Raw genomic sequence first — 21,125 nt, 5'->3', positions numbered from 1 at the left:
ACTCTCACGGAAGGAGCAGGCCATGGAACGCCACCGGCACCCCGATACCGCGGTGCCCGCCTACGGCAGCCCGGCCTGGCACGCCCTGCCGCAGCACCACCCCCACCGGGACCGCGCGACCGTCCTGGCCGCCGAAGCCTGGCACCGCTACTGGAGCCCGGAGATGCGCACCCTGCGCGCCGAACAGGCCGAAAGGGAGATCCGGGCGCGGTTTCGCGCCGTGGCCTTCCAGCTCTCCGCGGGCATGCCCGAGCGCTTCATCATCGGCCCGACCTACCGCGAGCTGGAAGCCCGCCGCGCCCTGCACACCACCACCGGCTGCGGCCACCCCGGCTGCACCAACCAGGTGTGGGTGCGCCACCCCTTCCCACCCCGCTGGCTCGACACCGACGGCTTCCCAGCCCCGGCCACAGTGCGCTGCCCGACCCACGACATCCCCGGCCAGGCCCCGGATTCCGGGATCCCCTCACCCCAGGACGGTGCGCTTCGGCCGTCTACGGCCCTCTCAGCGCCTGTCCCCACCGCCACCTCCCGGCCCGGTACACGCCAGGCTGGGGAAGGGACCGCGGCATGAGCACCGCCGAACATCACAACGTCACCGAGCTACCCGTGCGCACCGTCCCCGCTGACCAGGGCGGGTTGGGGTGGGAACCGCCGATCGAACTCGGCGCCGACCGCAGCCTGCCGCCGTTCCCGATCCACGCCTTCCCTGCCTGGCTCGGCGACCACGTCGCCGCGGTGGCCACCGCCACCCAGACCCCCACCGACCTGGCCGCCTGCATCGCCCTCGCGGCGCTGTCCACCGCCACCGCCGGCCGCTCGATCGTGCAGGTCCGGCCCGGCTGGGAAGAGCCCTGCAACATCTACACCGTCGTCGTCCTGCCCCCGGCCTCCCGCAAGTCCGCGGTCTTCCGCGCCCTGACCAAGCCGGTGCTGCGCGCGGAGAAGGAACTCATCGAGGCCAGCAAGGAGACCATCGAGGCAGCCAAGGTCACCCGCGCCGCCGCCATCGCCGCCCGGGAAAAAGCCGAACGCGCCGCAGGGGAAGTCGCCGCCGAAGTCCGCGACAACGCCCTGGCCGAGGCCATCAACGCCGCGATGCTGGCCGCCGGACTGGAAGTCCCCGCCACACCACGGCTGTTCGTCGACGACATCACCCCCGAACAGACCGCCACCCTGCTCTCCCAGCACGGCGGCCGCCTGGCCGTGCTCTCAGCTGAAGGCGGCCTGTTCGCCATCCTCGCCGGCCGCTACTCCGGCACCCCGAACCTGGACATCTTCCTCAAAGGCCACGCCGGAGACACCCACCGCGTCGACCGCGGCGGCCGCCCCGCGGAGTTCATCGAGCGCCCCGCGATCACTATCGGACTCACCGTGCAACCGGCCATCCTCGACGACCTCGCCCGCACCAGCCTCTTCCGCGGCACCGGCCTGCTGGCCCGGTTCCTGTTCTCCGTCCCGGTCAACACCGTGGGCAACCGCCTCATCAACCCGCCGCCGGTCCCGGACTACATCGCCGCCCGCTACGACATCAACGTCGGCGCCTTGGTGCATGCCCTGGCCGAGTGGACCGACCCCGCCCGCCTGGCCTTCACCGCCGAAGCCGACGCGCTGATGATCGAGCTGGAAACCGAGATCGAACCCAAACTCCACCCCACCCACGGGGCATGGGCCTCGGTAGGGGACTGGGGCGGCAAACACGCCGGAGCCACCGCCCGCCTGGCCGGGCTCCTGCACGCCGCGACCCACCCCCGCGACTGCTGGACCCACCCCATCACCGCCCAGACATTCACCGACGCCTGGGAAATCGGCGACTACTTCGCCGCCCACGCCCTGTCCGTGTTCGACCGCCTGGGCACCGACCCACAGATCGAAGCCGCCCGCACGGTGCTGGCCTGGATCAGCGAGCACGGCCCGATCGCGGTCACCAAGCGAGAGGTCTTCAACGCCCACCGCGCTCGCTTCAAACGCGTAGATGCCCTCGACCCCGTGCTGGACCTCCTCGAAGAACACGGCCACCTCCAGCGCGCCCCCACCCCGGACCGCACCGGACAGCGCGGCCGGCCACCGTCCCCGACCTACTTCGTCCACCCCGTCCACCGCCGCGAGGGAGCCCGGTGACCCCCCGGCAGGCCCCGCAGAAACCGCACAATCCGCAGAAACCCACCCAGGCAACGGTTTCGTCAGGTCACCAGCCCTGCATGGTGATCTTGGGGCGGACACGCAGAATCCCGCAGAATTCCGCACAAATACTCCCAACGCCCAAACAGCCCAACCCGGCGCAGAGGGCGCTTCCTGTCCCAGTCGTTCACTCCGTTGGAGTAGCCGGAGAGAGCTGTGGCAATTTGTGCGGAATTCTGCGGAGTTCTGCGGTGATCACGCATGATCACCCTGCGCAGCTCTCACCTGCAACAACAGGGTGCCGGACTGGATTCTGCGGATTGTGCGGTTTCTGCGAGCCCTCCCGGGGGTTCCGGCCAGGCCCGGGGTGGTCGCGGTGAGGCGCTACCAGGTGGCCGCCGACTGCCACGACCCACACGCCCAGCGGCACCCGATCCCGACCTATGCCTGGGGCCGCGCCCCGGATCACCTGGTGACCCGCCGCCAGCTCCGCGCCGCCGGATGGAGCCCCGGCCAGCTCGCGGTCGCGCAGATGCTGCGGCCGCGGAAACGCCGGCCAACCGACCCGCTGCGCGCGTGGCTCTACGACATCGACGCCGCCGTACCCAAGCGCGTCCCGAGCCCGGCGCAACTGGACGCGATCGCCAAGGCACTCCGCGCCCGCCGGACTTGCCCGACTTGTCATCGGGACGTCGGCTACTGCCTCGCTCCCTCCTGGCTCTGCCTGGGGGACTGCCTCGACTGCGCCGCAGCAGCTGAACGACTTCAACTCGCCGCCTGAAGGATCACCCGCACAGAAAGAAGGAAGCCGCGATGACCGGCAGCAAGCAGGCCAAGAACTGGCCGCCGATCGGCATCAAACTTCTTCGCCCGCCGTCTTCCGGCCACGGAGAAGAACACGGTCACCGACCACGCGTCCTGACCGGCAGGAGGGTGTGGTCGTGAGCGGCAAGGCGGAGCAGGAGTGGGCCGGGCTCAACGCCCGGCAGCGGCTGTACCTGTCGACGATCTTCGACTTCGACCAGCAAGCCGAGGCCGACATCAAGCGGCGGTCGGCGAAGTGGATGGCCACCCCACCGGCGTCGGAGTGGCGGCAGATCACCTACGACATCAAGCTGCCCAAGGAGATCGCCGGGTACAGCTCGGTGCAGTCGGTGCTGCGTCGCCAGGGCGAGCACGACACCGGTTCGGGGTCGACGCTGGCCGCGTTGCGCCGTCGCGGACTGGTGTCTGTGATCCATGACCAGGTCGTGGTGATGCCGTTCGGCGCGGTCGATCGGATCAGGGTCCGGCTCACCACCACCGGCCGTGCCGCAGCCCGGCACGGCGCCGGGATCACCGCCCCGGCCAGTCCGCCGCAGGGGCTGATGGCGCGCTGGTCGTTGCTGGCGCTGACCCGGCTGTACGCGGCCGGAGAACGCGGGCTGTGCAACGAAACCACCCGGGACCGCGCCGATGCGGCCCCGTCGTGGAACACGCTGCTGCACCTGCGGGACCGCCGCGACGGATCGCTGATCGAGGAGTTCGTCGCCGACCGCCCCGACCAGGACCGTCACCTGCTGCGCCAACACCGGGTGCGCTGCTCACCGCTGGGGCGACACCACTTCGCGGTGCACCGCGCCTGCTACGCCGAGCTGTACCCGGATGTGGACCTGCCCGCCGTCGACCCGGCCGACACGATCGAACACCCCCATGCCGGGCCGGCCGACCACCGCCGGCCGCGGCCGCGGCACCTGGTGCGTGACACCGACCTGCGGCTGCTGCTGGAACTGGACCACCTGGCCGAGACCGGCCGCTGCTATCTGCGCCAGGTCGTGACCGAGGAGTTTCAAGGCTGGGACGACGAGGTGCCCGGCTGGGTCGGTGAGATCCCGAACGGTCTGCTGCGCTGGCAGGTCAAGGACCTCACCCGCAGCGACAAGAGCACCAAGCGGCTCGCTGAGCACGCGAGCGGACCGCTGGTCGAGCAGGTCGAGGTCTGCGCCGGGCTGCGCCAGTGGCAGGCCGGGACCACCACACCGATGGTGGTGATCACCGACCACGGCCGCGCCCACCTTCGCGAGCACCGTGACGCCTACCAACACGCCTACCCCGAGCTGTTCGGACCGACAGGGGCCTGATCACCATGACCACCCATTCCGGCACCACCCACACCCCTGGTGCGCGCCGAACCGTTGAGGAAATCGACCGGCGCTACCGCTCGTCGCTGTGCACCGCGCCGGTGCTCGACACCGCTGCGGGCCTGCTCGACGCGTGGTGGGAGACAGCCACCGAGCACGGCGCCGACATCACCGGCTACCAGGGCTGCGAGTGGGTCGACCGGCTCGCCGTTGTCGCGGTGGAGATGGCCACCCGCGGAGTGCGCGAGCCGCGCCCATCCACGCCGGAGGAGGCGACCGCGCTGCTGGATGCCGTGGCCGCGCGCCTGGCCGAGCGCGGTGTCACCACGAGTCGAGACGTGCTGTACGTACCGCTGCCGCGCACCGCCACCACTCCGGCCTGGGGCGCGTTCGAGCCCCGGCCGCTGGCGATCACCGTCCACATCGAACGCGGCTGGGAACTGGTCATCGACCAGCCGGGCTCGTCCCCGGTCACCGAACTGGTGGGCCGTTGCGACGAATCCGGGATCGACGCCATGCTTGACCTCGTGATCGAGGTCAATGCCGGCGCCTTCGGCAACATCTTCGCCCGATGATGCCGGGCCCCGGATAGCGTTCGCCGCACGCGGTGCGCTGCACCACCGTGGCGGCCGCGAGCACGGTGAACGCGATCTCGCAGCGCCGCCAGAACTGCCAGCACCCGAACCGCACCGTGCAGGTCATCCTGACCGTGGCTACGGCAGGGTTGTCCGAGTCCGCCCTCGGGCAGGATGATCCTCGTGTTCGAGGATGAAGCAGGCCCACCCGCACCGCAGCCGCCAGAGGACGAACTCCGCCGGATCGTCGCCGCCTTCGACGGCTACCTCGGCTACCTCGGCGAGCTGGAGCCGTGGGAGCACGTGGGATCAGACACCGCCCCGTGGGGCAGGGCGAAGGTGTGTCGTGTCCGTCCAGGACGGGTCCTGCACGTGATCGGGGCCAGTGAGATGGCCGAAGCCCTGCGCGACCTGCTGAGCACCGGCGCGGTGGTCGGCTGGCAACTGCATCCCATGGCCGCCACCCGCACTCCGCTGGACCACTACCTTCCCCAGTTCAAACAGATCAGCCAGCGGCAAGGCGGCGCTCGCGGATACAAGCAGCTCGAACAGACCGGGTTCGCCTTCGGCGAGGAGGTTGCGGCCTGCCCCGACAGCGTCCTGTTGGCCACGCGCAACATCGGAGATCGCGCTCTGGCCACGATCCGCCGCATCATCGGTGGCCCCCCATCGGCGGGCACCGAGTTGGCCGAACGGATCGACATGACCGCAGGTGCACCCACCTCCCCGATGGAGGGAGACGAGCCGGTCAGCACGCAGTCGCGGGCGGACCTCTTCAGCGCGGCCTCACAGGCTCGCTACCCCGATCTCGTCCGCGGCCTGGCCGGTTCCGCAGTGCCGGTCGCTGCCCTGGGGAAGATCGCCGAAGCACTCAACGGCGAGGAGCTTCCAACGGCCGACTCGCTGGTGCTCCTGTTGCTGGAGACCGCCGGGCAGCGGCATCTGCTGCAGCTCTACCGGGCAACCCACACCGAGCCACAGTCCTGACCTTGAAGCAGAGTCGTTACTGGGAGTAGCGACTTTCAGATAGTCGCCAGGTGCATCCTGTGCAAGGTGAAGGCACCCTGGTTGTGCGGACTTGGCCCCGGGTGGGTGCTGGCTTCCGGGGACGGATGCCTCCGCCGTGACATGGCTTGTGACATGAAACGGTGTTAACCGGCGTGGGTGAAGCACACCCACGAGACTGGTTGTGCGGGCAAAGTTGCAGGTAGAGGCCATGGTCAACGGCTAGGACTTCCCTTACAAGCGAGGGGTCGTTGGTTCGAACCCAACTGTGCCCACAGGCAACACCACCCGGCAGCCGGACCGGCCCGGGTCAGGTGACTTCAGTCGTCACCTGACCCGGGCCGGTTTTGTTGTCTCCGGTCCGCGACCGGAATCCTGGTCGATTCATCCGCCAGTTCTCGTTGACCTATTGGTTATCGGTCGTCCAACTATCAACTAATGCAGCGATCGCCCGCTCCCCGGTCGATCTGCCGCTCGTCGTGCCACAGTGGCAACTCGGCGCAGCGCCGCTGGTAGTGCGGGGCCGGTGCTGAACATCCCTGCACGTTCGTCGTTGTTCATTCTGCTCGCGGGCCGCTTGACCTGCGGAAACACCCGATCCAGTGATGCTGTCGGGTGCTGGCGTGACTACCGTGTTTGGTATCCGGCATTCGGGTGGTGTTCTTGCGTGAGTCGCAAGAAATGACCTGTATTGGATGGCACAACCCCGGAATTCGGCCATGATGACGACAACTGCGAGACCCCGGAGCGCGAGGTGCCTGCTCCCGAGAGCGCGCCCCGGGGAAGCGGTTCCCGAGACACGCATTGCCGTCGGTAATGCGTACAGCGCATGTTGCATGCGCCGGAAAGGAGCAATTCGATCATGATCCCGTCACTGCCAGTCCCGTGGCACGCCCCGATGCCACCGCTGGGCCTGCTGGCCTGGGTGATCGCCCTGGCCGGCACCTCGGTGTTGTCCGCGCTGGGCGCCACGCCGCTCACCGCGGCGACCATCGTGATCGCCCTCGGCGGGCTGTGCGCCGAACTGGCGCAGCGGTTCGGGCCCGGTCCGGCCGCGCTGTCCGGCCGGCGCTGACCAGCACAGGAAGATCCGAACACGAATGACTGACAACGCCACCCCGAATGGCGGGCAGGCGCCACCCTTCGGCTCCCAGGAGCTGGGGTTGCTGCTGCAACGAGTGCGTCGCCGGGCCCAGGTCGGCACCGACGTGGTCGCCGACTTCGCCGACACCCCGGTCGGGCTCATCGACGAGATCGAGTTCGGCGTGTCCGCGCCGACCTGGCGGGTGCTGGAGGCCTACTTCGACCTGGTGCCGGATGAGGACGAACTCCGGCGGCAGGTCGGTGAACTGTTCCGCGGCGGCGCGGAGCGGACCACCGTGCGCGCAGCGGCCGAGATCGCCCTGCCGACGGCCGAGGCCGAGTTCGAGGCCCGGTACCTGCGCGACTACCGGAAGGACATCGAGCACCCGGACAACTTCAGCGCGCCGGCGCCCCGCCCCGGCCCCGAGACCGAACAGGCCGAGGCGATCCGCTCCAGGGTCGCCGAGGTGCGCAGGCTCAGCGGCCGGATCGCACCGCCGATGGAACCCAGGGTCAACGTCGCCACCTGGCCGCGACCCGAATCCGTGCGCAGCATCGCCCAGTTCCGCGCGGCCATGATGGCGATCAAGAAGGCGGTCGGCGTGAGCTTCCGGGACCTGGAACTGCGGGCCGCGGTCGCCGGCTACCCCGTGGCCTTCACCACCATCCGCAGCCACTGCGTCCCGGCGAAATCCCCCAAGGAACTCCGGCTGCCCAAGGACCAGCACCTCATGGGCATGCTGACCGCCTTCGGCGCCCCACAACCGCTGATCGACGACTGGATCACAGTCCGCCAGACCCTGTCCCAGCTGCCACCCGCCGAGGTCGTGGCAGCGGAACCGGAGGAAACCGGCCCGCCCCCACCCTGCCTGCCGCCCGCACCCCGGCGACCACCGGAGGCCCTCGACCCGGCTGCCGGCAACCCGCCGCCGGTCGACCCGACCGCCACCGCCCCACCGACACCCGCGGGCACCTCCGCCCGGCTGCCCGTGCTGCTGTCGGGCCTGCTCCCACTCCACCCCCGCCCCACCCGCACCGACCTGTGCTGGGGCCTGCGCGGCCTGGTGGCCGGGATCCTGCTCGCCGTGGTGGTGCTGTCGATGGTGTGGTGACCGGGTGGGGACCGGCTCCGTGCGCGCCGGTCCCCACCCGGCGACTCCACGAAATCGACACCACCGCGCCCACCACTGCCCGTAGTCACGTTTTCGCTGGCTACGGGCTTTTCTTGAGTTCGGTCAGTGTTACTACTTAGGGGCCAGCCGCCATTCGGGTGATGTGATCGCGAATACGTGTGGATTGGTCACGAACCGGTCGTGACGCCGTCGTGATCGCGTTACTGTCCGTTGGGGAGATTTTCCAGGGGACGGGGGGATTTGCCATGGCTCCACGTGAGACCAAGGTGTCGATCGACTTCGGCGGGGGTTCGAAGTTCACGGTCGACGTGGCACAACTGGACAACCTGATCAGGGGACTGGCGGAAGCCAAGACCAAGGTCGAGGAGATCGGTCAGCTGGCTGCTGAGACCAGCAGGATGACTAACCCGCCCAGCGACGAGGACTACAGTCGCGGAGCTATCCGTCAGATCATCGAGCGCACCACAGCCGAGCGCGATGGCACGCATACCAAAGCCAACCAGGCGTATGCCGCTGCCCTCGATGCGATGATTCACAAGTTGACGGCAGCCCGTGACCAGTACGCCGGGACCGAGGGCGCCAACAAGAACAAGCTGAAGCCAGGGGGCTGACTGTGACCCGTCGAGGGATTCGCGTGCTGGTTGCGATTGGCGCGGTCGCCGGGGTGGTGCTGGCCGGATGTGGTGGCGGACAGACTCCGGGCACGACAACCACGTCGGCGAGCGGCGCACCCACCTCGAGTCCGGCGCCGAGCGACGTGCCCACGGTGCCGTCGCCGGATCTGGACACCAGCCGGTTCGCTGCAAACCCGTGCGGCCTGCTCACCACCGACCAGGCCAAGCAGGTCGCGGGCGGGGTGCGAGGGGATCTGCGCGAGAGCCCGCTCGGGCCCTCGTGCAGGTGGTTGGCCAGCAGCACGCCGGTGAAGAACCACTTCTCGGTGACGGTGAACAACCAGCTCGGCGGGCTTGCCCAGCTCTACGCGCGGAAGTCGGACTTCAAGGTGTGGCAACCGGCGCAGGTGGCGGGCCAGCCCGCGGTGATCGCGATGGATGCGGACGTCCGGGACAAGGGCGTGTGCGTCCTGGAGATCGGCACCGCACAGCAGACCACGGTCGCCATTGATGTCCGGTTGTCACTGGGCGCTCCTGATTACGCGAACGCCTGCCGTTCGGCTACCGGGATCGGCGAGATGGTGATCGCCACGTTGAAGGGGGGAAGCTAATGCCATTGCCACTGCTTGTCGGAGTGGCTGCCGGGGGTGCGGCCATGCTGGGGATCAACCTGTGGCCGTCGGACACGCCGCGGCCGGAAGGTATTCGGGGGGACCAGATCTACAAGTGGTTCCAGGAAGGCAAGGGGCCGGGGACCGGTATCTCGCCGATTCAGCAGACCTGGAACAAGGTCGGGAGCCAGTACGACGAGGTGAAGGCCCTCGTGGAGAAGGTGCTCCGGGACTCGCACGGGGTCTGGGAGGGCAAGGCGGCTGATGCGGCGCGGCAGCAGATCAGTCCGCTGGCCGCTTTCGCCGATCACGCCAAGCAGATGGCGGGGAACACCGCCAAAGCCGTTGGGCAGCAAGGTACTGACTGGCACGGCTGCAAGAACCAGCTGAAGCCGGTGCCGGAGAATCCGCCGCAGAACAATCTCGGCAACAAGTTGACTCCGTTCACCACCGATCTCGATCGGGAAATCGACAAGTTCAAGGCCGACACCGGTGACAATCAGCGGGTTTATGCCGGTTATGGGGTGCGGACCGAGGACAATGTGAAATCACTGCCGACCTGGTTGACGCCGCCGGAGGTCAGTGGCGACGTCTCCGTGGTCAAGCCCGGACCCGGCGGTCCTGGTGGGCCCGGTGGCGGCGGCGGATTTGAGGGTGGCCGCAGCGGCGGTGGAGGTCTTGGCGGCGGGCACGGGCAGTTCGGCGGCGGTGGTGGCGGTGCGGGCTACGGCGGCGGGGCTGGTGGCGGTGCCGGCGGTGGTGTCGGCAGTGGTGGTGGCGCTGGTGGTGGGTCGGCGGAGGTTCCCGTGGTGGGGACTGGGCCCGCTTATCCGCCGCGGGATCAGACCGGGTCCGCTGGGTACGTCTCCAATGAGGTGCCGATTTCCGGTGGTGGCACCGGTGTCGGGCCCGGTGGTGGCGGGGGTGGTTACGCCGGTGGGGCCGGTGGTGGCTTTGGTGGTGCCGTGCCTGGTGGGTTTGGGCCTGGGGGCGGTGCCGGTGGCGGGCTTGGCGCCGGGGGGAGTGCCGGGGTTGGGCGTGCTGGTGGTGGTGGGTTTGGGCCTGCTGGTGGTGGTGCGGCTGGGCGGGCCGGCGCGCCGGGGATGGGTGGGATGCCCATGGGTGGCGCGGGGGCCGGGCGCAAGGAGGAGGACGAGGAGCATGAGCGGGCCTCGTTCCTGATGGAGACCGACGACATCTTCGGCGACCATCGGTCCGTGGCGCCGCCGGTGATCGGCGAGTAGTGATGTTGCGTTCCGCTGTCACGTTGTCGGCGCTCGCCTACGACCTGGTCTGGGAGGCCGAGGAGATCGGGGACAAGCACAACGCGCTGCTCACGCACTCGCCGGGGGCGACCATGGCCGAGCGGTTGGCGGTGGCCCGGCCCGCACTGGCGGAGTTGGACCGGGCCGGGTTGTTCGATGGGCGGCGGGTGCATCCGGATCTGAAAGCGGCCATGCGGCTCATCGCGCGGGCTCATCGGGAGCTGTACGGGTGGTTCATGCCTGAGCCTGCGGCGCCGATCCGGTCGGTGCTCGCGGTGGCCAGTGGGCGGGACGGACTGCTGGCGGTGCTGGCCGAGGAGCAGTTGCACCTCCAGCCGATCGACGCCAGGGAACTGGCGCCCGCGGTGGCGGGGGTGTTGCCGGAGGCTAAGCCGTTGCGGATTCCGACCTATTCGGTGCCGGTGGCGGATCTGCACGGGGGTGGGCACCGGCGGGAGGAGGACGGGGGCGGGTATCTGCAGCGGTCCGCGGCCGGAGCCGGGCGGGGGGCCGAACTGGACCGGGTGCGGCGGTTGTTCGCCGAGCCGCGGCTGGGGGCTGGGCAGTTCCGGGCCGCCGGGCGGGACCGGCACGGGCGGCGGCAGGTCAGTGGCGCCCCGGTGGACTACTTCGACGTCGCGGGCGGGCGGTACGTCACCTACCTGCCCGCGGGCTCGGACGGGCCGGAGTGGGGCCTGGTCGCGCCCGGTGGGCGGGCGCAGCTGGTGGAGCGGTTCAGCGAGCTGGTGGCGAGCACCGCGAACTGAGCGGTGGGATGTTCCGCAGGTCACATCTGTCGCCGCGTCATCGGTTCGCGGTCCGTGTGTCCCTTTAACGCCGCGGGGGGCACACAGACCAACTGGCGAATCCCTGCACGCGGCCCGGACAGGCGTCCCCTCACCTGTCCGGGCCGCGGCAGGTCTCCGGGGGCGCGGCGGATACCTACCCCCTGGTAACTCCAGTTCGAATTCGGCATGCTCTTGGGCATGACGTGGATGGTGTACGGGGCCAACGGCTACACGGGGACGCTGATCGCGGAGCTGGCGGCGCGCCGGGGTGAGCGGCCGGTGCTGGCGGGGCGGGCGGCGGAGAAGGTCGTGCCGCTGGCGCAGCGACTGGGGTTGCCGTACCGGATCTTCGGGCTCGACGAGCGGGTGACCGACCACCTCGCCGACATCGACGCCGTGGCGCACTGCGCCGGGCCGTTCTCGGCCACCGCGGCCCCCATGGTGCAAGCCTGCCTGGACGCCAAGGTGCACTACCTGGACATCACCGGCGAGATCGACGTGTTCGAGCAGATCGCGCGCCGCTCCGCCGAGGCCGAGGCGGCCGGGATCGTGCTGCTGCCCGGTGCCGGGTTCGACGTGGTGCCCACCGACTGCCTGGCCGCGATGCTGGCGGCCGACCTGCCGGGCGCCACCCACCTGGAACTCGCCTTCGCCGGGATGGCCAGTGCCAGCGCGGGCACGCTGCGGACCGCGGTGGAATCACTCGGCCAGGGCGGCCGGGCCCGGATCGACGGGAAGATCCGCGAGGTCTCGCCGGGCTGGCGGGTGCGTTCGGTGGACTTCCCCGGCAAGCGCCGGGAGGTCATCTCCATCCCGTGGGGCGATGTGAGCACCGCCTACCGCTCCACCGGCATCCCCAACATCGTCGTCTACGCCGCGCTCGGCGTGCCGGCGCCGCTGTTCCGGGCCCAGCGCTACGTGCAGCCGCTGCTGCGCACCGACCTGGTGCGCAAGGGGCTGACCGCGCTGGCCAACCGGGTCTCCGGCCCGGACGAGGCGGCGCGGGCCGGCGCCCGCTCGGAGGTGTGGGGGCAGGTGCGGGACGCGGACGGGCGCACGGTGAGCCGGACCCTGATCGCGCCGGAGGGCTATGAGCTGACCGCGGACGCGGTGGTGCGGGCGGTGCAGCGGGTCCGCTCCGGCGAGGTGCCCGGCGGGGCGCACACGCCGTCCTCGGCGCTGGGGGCCAGCTTCGTGCGCTCGCTGACCGGGGTCGAGGTGCAGGACGTGCAGGTGCGCTGAGTCGTATCGGGTGCTGAGACGTGCCGGGGCGCCCCGCGTACAGCCTGCGGGGCGCCCCGGTCACCTGTGGAGCAGGTCAGCTCGCGTACGGAGCCGCCGCCTGCTTGGCGGCGTACATCAGCGCGGGCTTGATCTTCGGCCAGAAGGTGCTGGTCTGGCAGGAGTACGGCGGCAGGAAGCCGCCGCAGGTGCCGCTGGCCGGGCCGATCTCGAAGGTGAAACCGGGCACGCCGAGCTTGTCGTAGAGCCAGTCCTCGGTGCCACCGGAGGCGGCGTAGCCGACAACCTGCGGCGCGGTGCCGTAGGTGTAGCCGGTGATGCCCGCCATGTCCTTGGCCATCCGGCGCAGGCTGGCGTCGTTGCCGGTGTAGGTGTTGGCCCGGTGCGCCCAGGGGAAGATGATCCCGTTGGTGTAGCTGTGGAAGGTGATCATCAGGCCCTTGGTGTCCTTGGCCGCGGGCGTGGTGTCACCGTCGCCGCGCTTGTCCGGGTAGAGCTTGGTGAACAGCGCCTGGAGCGAGTTCAGCTCGGTCTCGGAGTCCGCGCGCGGGCCGCGGTAGGTCTCGGCACACGGGTTGGTCGAGGTGCCGGCCTGGCCGTAGTGCGAGTTGGCGTTGCGGTTGAGGTCGATGCCGACCTGGCCGCCGGTGCCGCAGGTGCCGTTGGTGGTGTTGGCGTTCTTGCGCTGCAGGCGCGGGGAGCTGCCGCCGGCCTGGACGATGTCCACGCCGTCCGGGTTGGTGATCGGGACGACCCACATCTCGGTGGTGTCCATCAGCTTGGTGACCTCGGCGTCCTTGCCGTAGCCCTGGGTCAGGTGGTCGATCCACCGCCAGGCCATGTCACCGGTGGTGATCTCCCGGGCGTGGATCTGGGCCATCAGGAAGAAGCGCGGCTTGGCGGCGCTGGTGTTCAGCGCGCAGTCCCCGGCCTGCTTCTTGGTCAGGCAGATGGCACGCAGGTCGTAGCCGTTGGGCTTGCCGGTGCTCTTGCGCCAGGACTGGCCGTAGGTCACCCCGCTGGAGAGCGCGGGGTAGTCGGCGAGCACCTTGTCCAGGTGCGAGTGGTGCGCCCGCACGGTGCGGTAGCCGCCGTAGTAGGTCTCGTTGATGTCGTTGACGCCCAGCGGCTCGCTGTTGTTGTGCGTCTTGGGCGGGGCCCACGGCGCGGGCGCCATCACCGATTCGACCTTGGTGGTGAACCCGGCCTTGGCCAGCCGGTTGGCCTCCTCGGCGTTGCCGAGCACGAACAGGTCGTCGCCGTCGCGCTGTTCCAGCACGTCCGAGCCGACCTGGATGAGCCGCTCGGAGTCGTTGACCCCGCCGACGACGCGGTAGACGAACATCGCCTGGCGCTGCTCCGCCTGGGCACTGTCGGCCTTGGCCGCCGGTTCCGGCGCGGGCGCGCCGGTCTGCTGGAACAACAACAGGGCACTGGTCGCCAACGCGGCGACCACGCCCGCGATGGGGATCCGCCGTGATACGGACATAGCCGTCCTCTCGCAGTTTCGCCGAGATGCACTGCGCGCAGCAGGGTGGATGCGGCAGGTGGGTCAGGACGCTAGGACGCGCGCACTTATCGCCATAACCCTACGAATGGACGACGAGATTCAGTTTTAAGAGGTACCCGATCGTGAACGGGACATATCGCCGGTCCCGGGTCAGGCGTCCTCCCGGTCCAGCCCCGCTCCGTCCCAGGTGGTGTGGGTGCAGGCGACGCCGCCGCCGTTCTTGGGGCGGAGCACGTCGTAGATGTGCATGCGCGGGATCTTGCCGGAGACGCCCCAGCCGCTGGGCCAGGTGATGATCCAGTCCATGTCCAGGTCGACCAGCAGGCCCAGCATGCGGGCGATGGTGGGGTCGTCGAGGCGTTCGAAGGCCTCGTCGAGCAGGACCAGGCGCAGTGGGTGCCAGCCTTCCTCGCCCGCGCTGACCGCGTCGTAGAAGCTGGCCGCGGCGGCGAAGAGGGTCACGTAGGAGACCAGGCGGGTCTCGCCGGAGGAGAGCTGGCGCAGGCGGCGGACCCGGGGCTTGCTGTCCGGGCCGGTGTCGCGTACCCGCACGGTGAAGGAGTACCAGGAGCGGTAGTCCAGGGCGCGGCCGAGGATTTCGGCGTAGCCGGCCGAGTGGGCGTCGCGTTCGGCCTCGATGCGTTCGGTGAAGGCGCGGCGCAGGGTGGCGTCCTGGTCCTGGCTGCGCTGGGCGAAGGGGGTGCGGACCAGTTCCAGGGCGTCCCTGGTGGACTCGTCCAGCGCGGCCGAGGGGCGCCATTCCAGCTGGACGTGCACGCCCTGGCTGGAGCGGGCCCGGTCGAGGACCTCGTTCATCCGGCGGCACAGGTCCTCGGCCACCGCGATCTGGCTGCGCAGGCGTTCGGCCAGGTCGCGCATGAGGTAGTCGGAGAAGATCTCCTGGTACCGCTCGCCGAGGTAACCGCGCTGGTCGCCGAGGCGGGTGGCGACCAGGGCTGCGGCGTCGGCGACCGGGCGGGGGCCGTCCTCGGAGGTGACCGTGACGGTGAGGATGCCCGCGGTGGTCTCCGCGGTGATGTTGTGCGAACCGGCGAGGGCGGACTGCAGCGCCTGCAGCCTGCCGATCACGGTGCCCTCGCTGGCCGGACGGCGGTCCTCGGCCGCGCCCAGGCGTTCGGCGGTGGCCAGCAGGTTCTCCGTGTCGGGGGCCTCGGCCTCGGGCAGCGCGGCGGTCCACACGCCGGGGGCGGCCAGGGTGTCCCGGAAGGCGGCCTCGGCGGTGCTGACCTCTTGCTGGCGGCCGGTGCGCTGCTGCTGTTTGGTCTCCAGCAGGGTGGCGATCTTGGTGGCTTCCTCGCGCACCTCGGCGACCCGCTCGCGTGCGCCGGGCAGGTCGGTCTTGGCCCGCTTGTGCTCGGCCTCCAGGGTGGCCAGTGATTCGGCGACCTGTTTGGCCTCGCCGCCGATGGCCGAGGTCAGTTCGGCCAGCGCGGCGGCTTGTTCGGCGTACTCGGCGCAGCGGGATTCGGCCTGGGCCTCGGCCTGTTCCCGGTCGCCGAGGGCGACCCTGTGGTTGTGCAGGGCGTCGGCGAGCTGGCGGATGGAGCCTGCGCAGCGTTCGGTGAGGGCTTCCTTGAGGCTGTCCACGGTGCCGCGGACCTGTTCGGCGGCCCGGTGCGCCTGTTCCAGCGCGGCGGTGTCGGCGGAGAGCCCGGCCTCGGTGGCGGCGTGGGTGAGTTCGGACTGCACGGCCCGCCAGTGGTCCTCGGCGTGCGAGTGCTCCTCGCGCAGGGTCAGCGCGCGGTGCTCGGACTCCTCGGCGCTCTCCTTGGCCCCGGCCAGCCGGGCGTGCGCGGCGATCAGTTCGTCGTCGTGCGGGAAGCCTGCCAGGTGCTTCTCCCAGCCGGTGGCCTGCCTGCGCAGGGCCTCCAGGTGCTGCTGGGCGGTGGCGAGTTCGCCGCGCCGCTGTTCCAGCTCGTCCTCCAGGCCGAGGATGCGGCGTTGCCGGGCGGCCTCGCGGGCGCCGGCGCCGATGTGTTCGGCGGCCTCCTTGGTGGCCGAGCCGGAGAGCACGCCCGCGCGCCAGCGGCCGTCGGTGGACAGGGCCAGCGCGGCGGCGGGCAGCTCCTCGCCGGGGGCGGCCAGGGCGATCGCCGCGAGCAGGCCGCTGACCAGGTCGGCGGGCACGGGGCTGTCGGGTTCGGCGGCGGCGGTGAGTGCCTCGGCGAGCGAGCGGCCGGTGACCGGGGGCAGTGCGGCGAGGGCGGCGGCCAGGTCGGCGGGGGTGTGCAGCACACCCGCGACGACCTCGGCGGAGCCGGCCTGGGCGAGGGTGCCGTCGGCGCGGACCCAGGCGGTGAGCAGGCCGCTGGCCTGCATCGCGGCTTCCAGCCCGGCCCGTTCGGCCTCGGCCAGGCCCTCGGCGAAGTCGACCAGGCGGTAGCAGGACTCGCCCAGGTCGGCCGGGCGGTCCCCGGCTGGCAGTTCGGGGGCGCGTTCTTGGCCGCGGCGCAGGGCGGCGAGTTCGGTCTCGCGTTCCCGGATGGCCTCGCGCACGGTGGCGCAGGCCTGGTCGGCGGCGAGGACCCGCTGGGTGGCGGAGTGCAGGTGCGGGGTGCCCCACTGGCGGAATTCCTCGCGCACCGCGCGGGCCCCGGCCCGGTCGATGACCAGGCTTTCCGGCTGCGGCGGCGCGGGCCGGTCTGCCTCGGCGCCGCCCTCGGGCGCGGCCTCGGCCCATTCGCGGACCTGGTTGGCCCAGTGTTCGGCGTGTTCGCGCAGCTCCTGCGCGGTCTGGTTGCGCCTGCCCGCGGCGTCGGTGGCGCTGATCTGGGCGTCCTTGGCGTTGCGGTGCAGTTCCTCGACCTTGCGCAGCGCCCGGTCGGATTCCAGGGCGCGCTGGTGCAGCATCAGGGTGAGCGCGCCGCGCTGGCGTACCTCGGTGGCGGCCTCGGCGGCCTGGGCGGCGGCCGTGGACAGGCCGTCCAGGAGTTCCTCCGGGTCGAGTTCGGGCACGGCGCGGCGGGTCACCGCGAGGGGCGCGGTCTCGGCTTCGGGTTTGGCCCTGACCTGTTCGGTGGTCTCGGTGACGGTGGCTGGCGGCACGGTGGGCACCACCGGGCACAGGCCGCGGTCCAGGCCCGCGGTGTGCAGCAGCTGGCCCGCCCGGTCGGCGAGGTCCTGGGCGGCGGCGGTGTCCCGGCCGAGCCGGTCCAGCACGGAGAGCACCGAGTCGACGCCGCGGTCTTCCTGGGCGCGCTGGCGGCTGGCCACCTCCAGCGCGGTCTCGGCGGACTTGCGGGTGTTGGCGACCAGCTTCTCCCGGTCGGCCAGATCGCGCATGCCCTGGTAGGCGGGCAGCGCCTTGAGCGCCTCGATCCGCATGGCCAGTTCGCTCTCGGCCTCTTCGAGCGCGGCGACCCCGGCGTCGGCGGCGGTGCGTTCCTGCTGTGCGGTGGCCTTGCGCCGTTCCAGCCTGCTCAGTTCGGCGAGCAGGCGCTGCAGGGTGTCGTGTGCGGCGCGCACCCCGTCGGCGGCGGTGCGCAGCGCGGCGAGGGCGTAGCCGGAGTAGGCGGTGAGGAAGGTGCGCAGCGCGCCGTCGGCGGTGGAGAGCCGGACGATGTTCTCCCGGATCGACTCCAGGTCGTCGAAGGAGGTGGCCAGCCGTTCGATCAGGCCGGCTTCCAGCGGCGGCAGCGCGTCGCTGAGGATCTGCTCCAGCTGGCCTTCGAGGACCTTGAGGCCGACGTCGGGGTTGCGCAGGGTGCGTTGCAGGTGCAGCAGGTCGCCGTAGCGGTCGGCTGGCACGCCGTAGACGCTTTCCGCGATCCGGGCCCGGAAGCCGGCTTCCTCCAGGACCGCGTCCGCGCCGAGCAGTTCGCGCAGCTGACCTGGTCCGACCGGCACCCGGTCGGCGCCGACGAGCAGCACGTCCTTGCCGACCCGGCACGGGGTGATGAATCGCCAGGAGTCGCTGACCTGCTGCGAGGTCTTGGACGCCTTCACGCCGATGCCGCAGGTCAGGTACTCGTCCTGACCGGCGTCGTCGGTGCGGACCAGTTCGATCCAGGCGTAGCCGATCCGGTTCGGACCGCCTTGGTAGTCATCGAGCATCAGTCGCCGGATGCTGACCGTGTCGAAGCCCTTGGAACCCATCTGTCGCAGTTCGCCGTCCAGGCACAGCGGCAGCAGCAGTTCCAGGGTGCGGGACTTGCCGGAGCCGTTGGTGCCCTGGAAGATCACCCGGCCGCCGGAGAAGTCGAACTCCTGCTCGGCGTACTGCCAGATGTTGACGATGCCGCCCCGGTTGAGCCGCCAGCGGTTCACGCGGGTTCCTCCTCATCAAAAAGCGACCAGCTCGCCGGTGGCGGTGGCGCTTCTTCCTTTTCCTGGGCGGCGGGACCGCCAGGGGTGTCATCGGGTTCGGGCACCCACCGGTGCGCGACTGGGGAGAGCAGCCAGTCCGGCTCCTCCCAGCGCGCCAGGCCGGTGTTGACCAGCAGTTCGAGTACTTCGTCGACCAGGCCGTCGATGTCCTCGGTGGCCTGTTTGGACCAGGCGGCCGGGTAGGACTCGACCAGGTCGGCGCAGATCTGTTGCAGCCGCTGCCTGCTCACCGGGTGGCGGCCGTCGGCGCGTGCCTCGTGTTCGGCGAGCAGTTCGGGCAGGGCCAGCAGCGCGACCCTGGCCACCGTGCCGGAGGAGGGGAAGGCCAGGTCGGTGAGGTATTCCTCGGGATCGGTGACCGCGATCCCCTCCAGCCGCGCTTCGGTGACCAGGCCGAAGCAGCGGTCCAGCAGCAGGGATTCGCGGCGCTGGTTCTTCTTCAGCCAGGAGGCCTGCTCTGGCGGCAGGTCGGCGTGCAGCACCACCGGGTTCTCCACCAGTTTGCGGCGCACCGCGTGTTCGGTGGTCTGTTCCATCCCGGCCGGTCCGGCCTCGGCGGCCTTGCCGATCAGCTCCTCCGGGGTGTCCACCTCGCCGACCGGTCCGGCCAGCAGGTGGCCGAGCACATCGGTGTCCACGGTGATCAGCGCCTCGGTGATGGCATCGCCGGACCAGGTGGACACCGAGCCCTCGGTCTCGGTGATCACGCCGAGGGCGAGCAGGTGGCGCAGTGCGGCGGTGAGCGCGCGCCGGTCACCCAGGTCGTCCACGACCTCGATGCCTGCTTCGACCGCGGCCGCGCGCACCTCGCTGACCAGCCGGGACAGCAGCACCTGGCGGCCGACGCCGGTGAGCGCGGCCATGGTCAGCGCGACGTAGGCGTAGCCGCGCGGGGACAGCCCGGTCTCACCGCGGGTGGGGTCGGCGCCGGGGCCGGCCTTGTAGAGCCGGGCGTAGCGGCGCTGCACGACCAGGCGGTAGCCCAGCAGTGAGGCGAACAGGTCGTGCAGGGCGTTGCGGTGCCGGAAGACCAGTGGCAGCAGGTCGCCGTCGGGGCCGTCGGCGCGCAGCAGCGGGCGGCGCAGCAGGGTGCGGGCGCAGCGGGTGACGTTGGCCGCGTCGATGTCGGAGAGTTCGTCCAGGATGCCGATCCCGCTGGGCTTGCGGCTCATGCCCGCTCTCCCAGCTGGACGCTGGCGTGGTGCAGGGTGAGAACTCCGCCCGATGTGGCGATCTGTGTCACCTGGTCGGGGACATGGTTGATGGTCAGTCGCAGTCCGTGCACCGGGTCGGCGGCGGAGCCGGTGTCGGTGTCGCGTTCCCGCTGGGCCATGGCCATGGTGAGCAGTTCGCAGAGCACTTCGAGGGCCTCGGGGGAGAGGTTGCTCTGTGCCAGCGCGGGCGCGGCGGTGCTGAGTTCGGCGACCGCGGCGGCCCGCTGCCGGTCCGCCTCGCGGGCCTGGGCGAGCAGGGTTTCCTGCAGCATCGGGTCGTCCAGGATGCGGGAGGCGCGACCGCGGGCGCCGCGGTCGCCACGGCTGCGCACGCTCACGTTGACCTCGACCACCGGACCGTCCCGCCACGGCGTGTGCTCGTCGTCGCCGTCGTGTTCGGGCGCGGGCAGCAGATGCCGGGCGGAGTAGAGGCCGAAGGCGGCCGCGTACAGCTCGTGCGAGCGGTGCGGTCCGGCCGAGTCCAGCCAGCCGGCCAGTTGCAGCAGTTCGGCGCGGCGGCTGGGCAGCAGGCCACCGCCCGCGGTGGCGCGTTTGACGCTGGCCAGCAGGGAGCCGATGGCGCGGGCGGTGGCCTCACGCAACGCGGTGACCTGGCTGGGGCGACCCGGGCGGTCGGCGAACCAGTCGGTCAGCTCCCGCCAGTCGGTCTCCGAACGGCCACGGCCGCGTTCGACCGCGATGCCCAGGCGTTCGGTGGGGCCGAGGATGCGCAGCAGCTCGCCGCGGGCGGGGGCGAGTCCGGCCAGGGACTCGGCGATGGCGGGGGTGTGCCGGAGCACGTCCTCGACGACCATCTGGATGTATTCGACCAGCAGGTTGCGGAAACCGGAGATCTCGTCCGGGTCGAGATGGAACCGGGTGACCACCTGACCGAGGTACGCGTAGAAGTCACGCACGGTGACCGCGAGTTCGGCGTGCTGCAGGAACAGCGTGGTGACCTGCTCGGCCAGCTCCTCCTTGGCCCGTTTCGCACTCGCCGAGCCGGGCGCCTGCTGCTCGGCGACCATGGCCTGGGACAGCGTGCCGCCCAGTTTGGACAGGCCGCGCTCGATCGCGGGCAGCAGTTCGCGGGAGACCTCGCGGGCGCCCTCGGGCACCCGGAGCAGCTCGTCCACGTCCCGCTGCACCCGCACCGCGAGCTTGTTGATCTGGTACCGGAACGCGCCGCGGACGAACTCGGCGATGCTGGAGGCGATCGTCTCCCGCCGCCCCTGCACCAGGTTTCCCCAGTCCTTGAGCCGTTTCAGCCGGTCGGCCACGGTGTCCGGATCGGATTCGCCGATGTCCAGGCGGCCCTCACGCTCCAGTGGTTTGAGCGCGGCGGCGACCTCGTTGGGGGAGAGGTCGGGCAGCAGCGTCGCGGTGAACAACCGCATGATCGCCACGTAGGTCCTGGTGTGCTCAGCGTTGAGGTAGGAGTAGAGCCGGAGCCGGCCCTCACCGCCTGTCGAGTCGCCATGAGTCACGGACGGCCAC

The 21,125-nt window shown here is 70.8% G+C and carries 18 protein-coding genes; 13 read left to right on the top strand and 5 right to left on the bottom strand.

Translation table 11 applies throughout. The features are described from left to right. The first annotated feature begins 22 nt into the window (after positions 1–22). The 3 genes from ACTOWY_RS02740 to ACTOWY_RS02730 all read left to right on the top strand — a co-directional run bounded on the left by ACTOWY_RS02740 (position 23) and on the right by ACTOWY_RS02730 (position 2,902). The gene (locus ACTOWY_RS02740) at positions 23–574 is read left to right on the top strand and encodes a hypothetical protein (RefSeq protein ID WP_441308014.1); all 552 of its coding nucleotides are present in this window, start codon (positions 23–25) and stop codon (positions 572–574) included. Next, positions 571–2,121 carry a YfjI family protein gene (locus ACTOWY_RS02735; RefSeq protein ID WP_441308013.1) on the top strand — a complete coding sequence of 517 codons (1,551 nt, stop codon included), beginning with the start codon at positions 571–573 and terminating at the stop codon, positions 2,119–2,121. The genes ACTOWY_RS02740 and ACTOWY_RS02735 overlap by 4 nt, the downstream gene beginning before the upstream one ends. 376 nt (positions 2,122–2,497) lie before the next feature. After that, positions 2,498–2,902: an RRQRL motif-containing zinc-binding protein gene (locus ACTOWY_RS02730; protein WP_441308012.1), complete on the top strand. Its 405-nt coding sequence runs from the start codon at positions 2,498–2,500 to the stop codon at positions 2,900–2,902. Here the strand turns inward: ACTOWY_RS02730 and ACTOWY_RS02725 are convergent. Further along, a complete protein-coding gene (locus ACTOWY_RS02725) occupies positions 2,887–3,027 on the bottom strand; it encodes a hypothetical protein (protein ID WP_441308011.1) in 141 nt (46 codons plus the stop codon). The genes ACTOWY_RS02730 and ACTOWY_RS02725 overlap by 16 nt on opposite strands. Positions 3,028–3,062: 35 nt before the next feature. Here ACTOWY_RS02725 and ACTOWY_RS02720 point away from each other — a divergent pair, with 35 nt between their 5' ends. The 10 genes from ACTOWY_RS02720 (at position 3,063) to ACTOWY_RS02675 (ending at position 12,557) form a co-directional block, all read left to right on the top strand. Then, positions 3,063–4,241, top strand: coding sequence for a hypothetical protein (locus tag ACTOWY_RS02720; protein ID WP_441308010.1), 1,179 nt, complete (start codon positions 3,063–3,065; stop codon positions 4,239–4,241). Positions 4,242–4,246: 5 nt separating this feature from the next. Next, complete coding sequence (locus tag ACTOWY_RS02715; RefSeq protein WP_441308009.1) at positions 4,247–4,816, top strand: hypothetical protein; 570 nt, start codon at positions 4,247–4,249, stop codon at positions 4,814–4,816. A 183-nt stretch (positions 4,817–4,999) separates the two neighbouring features. Then, positions 5,000–5,803 carry a hypothetical protein gene (locus ACTOWY_RS02710; RefSeq protein WP_441308008.1) on the top strand — a complete coding sequence of 268 codons (804 nt, stop codon included), beginning with the start codon at positions 5,000–5,002 and terminating at the stop codon, positions 5,801–5,803. A gap of 880 nt (positions 5,804–6,683) precedes the next feature. After that, complete coding sequence (locus tag ACTOWY_RS02705) at positions 6,684–6,896, top strand: hypothetical protein (protein WP_247759851.1); 213 nt, start codon at positions 6,684–6,686, stop codon at positions 6,894–6,896. Between the two features lie 25 nt (positions 6,897–6,921). Continuing rightward, on the top strand, positions 6,922–8,016 hold the full coding sequence (locus ACTOWY_RS02700; RefSeq protein ID WP_441308007.1) for a hypothetical protein: 1,095 nt from the start codon (positions 6,922–6,924) through the stop codon (positions 8,014–8,016). 266 nt (positions 8,017–8,282) lie between these two features. Next, complete coding sequence (locus ACTOWY_RS02695; protein WP_441308006.1) at positions 8,283–8,648, top strand: hypothetical protein; 366 nt, start codon at positions 8,283–8,285, stop codon at positions 8,646–8,648. Between the two features lie 2 nt (positions 8,649–8,650). Continuing rightward, positions 8,651–9,262 (top strand): DUF3558 domain-containing protein, encoded by a 612-nt coding sequence (locus tag ACTOWY_RS02690; RefSeq protein WP_441308005.1) that lies wholly within the window; start codon positions 8,651–8,653, stop codon positions 9,260–9,262. Between the two features lie 44 nt (positions 9,263–9,306). Further along, positions 9,307–10,506 (top strand): hypothetical protein, encoded by a 1,200-nt coding sequence (locus ACTOWY_RS02685; RefSeq protein WP_441308004.1) that lies wholly within the window; start codon positions 9,307–9,309, stop codon positions 10,504–10,506. 2 nt (positions 10,507–10,508) lie between these two features. Continuing rightward, positions 10,509–11,294, top strand: coding sequence for an ESX secretion-associated protein EspG (locus ACTOWY_RS02680; RefSeq protein ID WP_441308003.1), 786 nt, complete (start codon positions 10,509–10,511; stop codon positions 11,292–11,294). Positions 11,295–11,513: 219 nt separating this feature from the next. Then, positions 11,514–12,557, top strand: coding sequence for a saccharopine dehydrogenase family protein (locus ACTOWY_RS02675; RefSeq protein ID WP_441308002.1), 1,044 nt, complete (start codon positions 11,514–11,516; stop codon positions 12,555–12,557). Between the two features lie 76 nt (positions 12,558–12,633). Here the strand turns inward: ACTOWY_RS02675 and ACTOWY_RS02670 are convergent, their stop codons facing one another. The 4 genes from ACTOWY_RS02670 to ACTOWY_RS02655 all read right to left on the bottom strand — a co-directional run bounded on the left by ACTOWY_RS02670 (position 12,634) and on the right by ACTOWY_RS02655 (position 21,115). Beyond that, positions 12,634–14,046, bottom strand: coding sequence for a M14 family zinc carboxypeptidase (locus tag ACTOWY_RS02670; RefSeq protein ID WP_441308001.1), 1,413 nt, complete (start codon positions 14,044–14,046; stop codon positions 12,634–12,636). A 171-nt stretch (positions 14,047–14,217) separates the two neighbouring features. Next, positions 14,218–18,354, bottom strand: coding sequence for a TIGR02680 family protein (locus ACTOWY_RS02665; RefSeq protein WP_441308000.1), 4,137 nt, complete (start codon positions 18,352–18,354; stop codon positions 14,218–14,220). Continuing rightward, entirely contained in the window at positions 18,351–19,586 is a 1,236-nt protein-coding gene (locus tag ACTOWY_RS02660; protein ID WP_441307999.1) for a TIGR02678 family protein, read from the bottom strand. Before ACTOWY_RS02660 ends, ACTOWY_RS02665 begins: the two co-directional genes overlap by 4 nt. Then, positions 19,583–21,115 carry a DUF2397 domain-containing protein gene (locus ACTOWY_RS02655; protein ID WP_441307998.1) on the bottom strand — a complete coding sequence of 511 codons (1,533 nt, stop codon included), beginning with the start codon at positions 21,113–21,115 and terminating at the stop codon, positions 19,583–19,585. The genes ACTOWY_RS02660 and ACTOWY_RS02655 overlap by 4 nt, the downstream gene beginning before the upstream one ends. Positions 21,116–21,125: the final 10 nt, after the last annotated feature.

The sequence above is a fragment of the Crossiella sp. CA198 genome (genome assembly GCF_052078295.1).
Lineage (GTDB): Bacteria > Actinomycetota > Actinomycetes > Mycobacteriales > Pseudonocardiaceae > Crossiella.
The sequence above is the reverse complement of the archived record's forward strand: the minus strand, read 5'-3'. Positions and strand labels throughout refer to the sequence as shown.

Bases quoted from the DNA above. Each gene is read 5' to 3' on its own strand.
- ACTOWY_RS02715 (WP_441308009.1), top strand. From the start codon at position 4,247: ATGACCACCCATTCCGGCACCACCCACACCCCTGGTGCGCGCCGAACC.
- ACTOWY_RS02695 (WP_441308006.1), top strand. From the start codon at position 8,283: ATGGCTCCACGTGAGACCAAGGTGTCGATCGACTTCGGCGGGGGTTCG.
- ACTOWY_RS02680 (WP_441308003.1), top strand. From the start codon at position 10,509: ATGTTGCGTTCCGCTGTCACGTTGTCGGCGCTCGCCTACGACCTGGTC.
- ACTOWY_RS02735 (WP_441308013.1), top strand. From the start codon at position 571: ATGAGCACCGCCGAACATCACAACGTCACCGAGCTACCCGTGCGCACC.
- ACTOWY_RS02670 (WP_441308001.1), bottom strand. From the start codon at position 14,046: ATGTCCGTATCACGGCGGATCCCCATCGCGGGCGTGGTCGCCGCGTTG.
- ACTOWY_RS02705 (WP_247759851.1), top strand. From the start codon at position 6,684: ATGATCCCGTCACTGCCAGTCCCGTGGCACGCCCCGATGCCACCGCTG.
- ACTOWY_RS02685 (WP_441308004.1), top strand. From the start codon at position 9,307: ATGCTGGGGATCAACCTGTGGCCGTCGGACACGCCGCGGCCGGAAGGT.
- ACTOWY_RS02675 (WP_441308002.1), top strand. From the start codon at position 11,514: ATGACGTGGATGGTGTACGGGGCCAACGGCTACACGGGGACGCTGATC.
- ACTOWY_RS02660 (WP_441307999.1), bottom strand. From the start codon at position 19,586: ATGAGCCGCAAGCCCAGCGGGATCGGCATCCTGGACGAACTCTCCGAC.
- ACTOWY_RS02740 (WP_441308014.1), top strand. From the start codon at position 23: ATGGAACGCCACCGGCACCCCGATACCGCGGTGCCCGCCTACGGCAGC.
- ACTOWY_RS02700 (WP_441308007.1), top strand. From the start codon at position 6,922: ATGACTGACAACGCCACCCCGAATGGCGGGCAGGCGCCACCCTTCGGC.